This is a genomic window from Neorhizobium descurainiae, assembly GCF_051400715.1.
GTDB lineage: Bacteria > Pseudomonadota > Alphaproteobacteria > Rhizobiales > Rhizobiaceae > Neorhizobium.
The window spans coordinates 1-3,150 of record NZ_JBLFFK010000060.1 but is presented as its reverse complement, the minus strand read 5'-3'; the positions used below and the strand labels follow the sequence as shown (position 1 = coordinate 3,150).

Below are 3,150 nucleotides of genomic sequence, written 5' to 3'. Positions count from 1 at the left end.
CCATTCAGGCTTCAGACACCTTCTTGGAATCATCATCAGCCCGATCACTCAACCCTATTCTCGGACGGGCTCTCAGGTCGTCGACTTCTCACACTCCTTCACCGGCGTCTGCTATTCGCAGCCGGTTTCTTGTCACGTCGCCACAGCCAACGTCGGGTTCCGATAATCTTCCTGCTTCACCAACATGGCCCATATTTTCCGGGCCATCTTGTTCGCCAGCGCAATCGCTACTAGCATACGCGGTTTCTTTTCATCCGCGCCAGCCATGACCCCTTCACAGGTGGCTTGAGGCTCGCCCACCTGACACGGGTCATCGCACCAATAATTAACAGCCGTCGGATGTCAGCGTGTCCGGCCTTCGAAGCTCGTCCGAGCCGTTCTTTTCCACCTGATGAGAATTGTCGAGGAACCGGACCGAGGCAGGCGGCAAAATCTCGACCGCATCGGACGTGTTCCATCACGGGTGCAAAGGCTTCGACAGCCAGCGCGATCATAGGCCCTACGCGAGGCATAGTTTGAAGCCGCCTCGCATTATTGCTTTGACGGGACAATTCGGTGAGCCGCTTCGTTTTTTTCCTCGATCCTTGTTGTCTTCTCGTGGCTCTGGGCAAGCAGATCACGGCATTCGTCTCGCACAAGTTCCGGCAGATCGATCTCAACGTTCTCGACTATTGCCTCGATGCGATCAACGCGACCGATTCCAAGCGGAACAACCTGTCCATATTCGTAGAGAACTGCACGCAGTGCATTCATCAGTTCCGTCCGTTGATGGACAATACGCTCGCGCGCCCGAAACAAGATCGCGCGAGCCTGCTGATCCGCTGTTTTGGGGGAGACGAAACGCATCTCGGGCTGACGAGCTGCAATGACGATTGCCTCGGCATCGGCTGCGTCGTTCTTCTGTCGCTTCACGAACGGGCGCACGTATTGCGGGGGCAATCAACTTGACTTCATGCCCCAGCTTGACGAGTTCTGGGAACCAATAATGGGCACTGCCGCAGGCTTCCATGACGACAAGTGCAGGCGTCTGCCCTGCCATGAAGCGTAAAAACTGTCCTCGTATCAGCTTTTTCCGAAATTTTACCTCGACTGTCATCGTCGCTCCGTGAAGCTGCAAAACATTCTTTGCCAAGTCCACGCCGATCATCGGTCCTTCGTCTGCCATCCTCTCTGCTCTGCGGTTTGCACCACATTATCCTTGGCACACGGCGATGCCGCTAGGGGAGGACGGCAACCACCCCATCTCCTCACACTTAACAAGGGGGAGATCGGGTCCGGGGATTTATGGGGAAAATACAAGTGGATACTTGGCGAGGCGCATTCTGAAACCATGGTGCTCTGGCTTGAAGTTGCCATTTTGCTGGGTCTATGACCGGTGCAAGACAGGACGGAGTTAAGTTTTTGGAGTACTGGATTTCCCATCTGCGCATTGTGGCGGCGTTTATCATCCGCGAAATAGCCACCCGGTATGGAAGAAGTCCGGGAGGGTATATCTGGGCTCTACTGGAGCCGATGGCGTTTATCGCGCTGATGAGCCTGCTGATGAGTTCGATCGGTCGCATACCTGCGATTGGCGACAGCTTCCCGCTTTTTTACGCAACTGGTTTTCTCGCCTTCAATTTATACAAGGGCATGGAGGCCTACCTGACCTCTTCGATCAGCGCGAATAAAGCGTTGATGTCATACCCTAATGTGGCTCCAATCGACCCGGTGATAGGGCGCTTTGTCCTGCAGGGCGCAACATCATTTGTGGTCTCAGCCGTGATTTTGGGTGGAGCGATGCTTACTACCCGCCATTCTCTTAACCTTCAATGGGCGTATATTCTTGAGGCGGTGGCTTACGCTTGGCTGTTAGCTCTGGGCGTCGCACTCATGAACATCGTGCTGTTCTTTCGTTTCCCTCTCTACGAGAAGATTTTTGGAATCTTAATGCGCCCGTTGTTTATTCTTTCGGGAATCTTCTACCTCCCTTCGCAGATGCCGCATCCCTTCAGCGATATTCTGCTCGACAATCCGATCGTCCACATTGTCATGTTATTCCGGAAGGGTTTTTATGGGGTAAGAGCTGCTGAGGGGCTGGACCTTTGGTTTTTGAGTGAGACCTCACTTATGATGCTTTTCATAGGTCTGCTGTTCTTTACGTTCTGGCCGGTTGGCAGAGAGCGCGCGTGATCCTTTTATCATTTGTGTAACGTGCATTAACTTCATCATTGGCATCTTCATTTGTAAGCGACAATCCGGTTGAAGTGCCCCCACTTTCGACCGGACAGTCGGCATAAGCAGAAAGGCTCAAGCACAGGCTTGAGGACAGGCTTATGTCTAACGAGTATCGACACGTTGAATTGCTGATGGGTGATGTCCGCCGCAGGCGATGGACAACCGAGCAAAAGCTGACGATCATTGAGCAGAGTTTCGAACCAGGCGAGACGGTATCTTCGACCGCTCGCCGCCATGGCGTTGCGCCCAATCTGCTTTACCGGTGGCGCAGGCTTCTGAGCGAGGGAGGTGCTGCAGCCGTGGATTCTGACGAGCCGGTTGTCGGCAATTCGGAAGTGAAGAAGCTGGAAGATCGCGTCCGCGAGCTGGAGCGCATGCTCGGTCGCAAGACGATGGAGGTCGAAATCCTCCGCGAAGCACTTTCGAAAGCAGACTCAAAAAAACGGATATCGCGGCCGATCTTGTTGCCGAAGGGCGGTTCCCGATGAAAGCCGTCGCAGACACGCTGGGCGTCTCCCGTTCCAACCTCGTGGAGCGGTTGAAAGGCAGATCAAAGCCGCGCGGGTCCTATCGAAAGGCTGAGGATGCGGAGCTTCTGCCAATCATTCGCAGGCTGGTGGATCAGAAGCCAACCTATGGCTATCGGCGGATCGCCGCGCTCCTCAATCGCGAAAGGCGGGCCGCCGATAAGCCTGTCGTCAACGCCAAGCGGGTTCATCGCATCATGGGCAACCACGCCATGCTGCTGGAGAAGCATACGGCCGTTCGCAAGGGCCGTATCCATGACGGCAAGGTCATGGTCATGCGCTCGAACCTGCGCTGGTGCTCGGATGGGCTGGAGTTCACCTGCTGGAATGCGCTTGGCTCGGAACACGTAGATCGTGCCGGAGAACGGGTCGGCACCCATCTCGGTCTTGACCAGCGCCGCCAGGC

General features: G+C 55.1%; 1 protein-coding gene and 2 pseudogenes. 2 read left to right on the top strand and 1 reads right to left on the bottom strand.

Going from position 1 to position 3,150, the window contains the following annotated elements; translation table 11 throughout:
- Positions 1–132: 132 nt before the first annotated feature.
- Positions 133–1,147 (bottom strand): annotated as a pseudogene (locus ACMGE0_RS33345) (IS110 family RNA-guided transposase).
- Positions 1,148–1,401: 254 nt separating this feature from the next.
- On the opposite strand from ACMGE0_RS33345, the gene ACMGE0_RS33340 reads away from it, so the two are divergent.
- Both ACMGE0_RS33340 and ACMGE0_RS33335 read left to right on the top strand, forming a co-directional pair.
- Positions 1,402–2,172: an ABC transporter permease gene (locus tag ACMGE0_RS33340; RefSeq protein WP_436820133.1), complete on the top strand. Its 771-nt coding sequence runs from the start codon at positions 1,402–1,404 to the stop codon at positions 2,170–2,172.
- Positions 2,173–2,315: 143 nt separating this feature from the next.
- Positions 2,316–3,073, top strand: a pseudogene (locus ACMGE0_RS33335) (transposase); the annotation flags it as partial.
- Between the last annotated feature and the right edge of the window lie 77 nt (positions 3,074–3,150).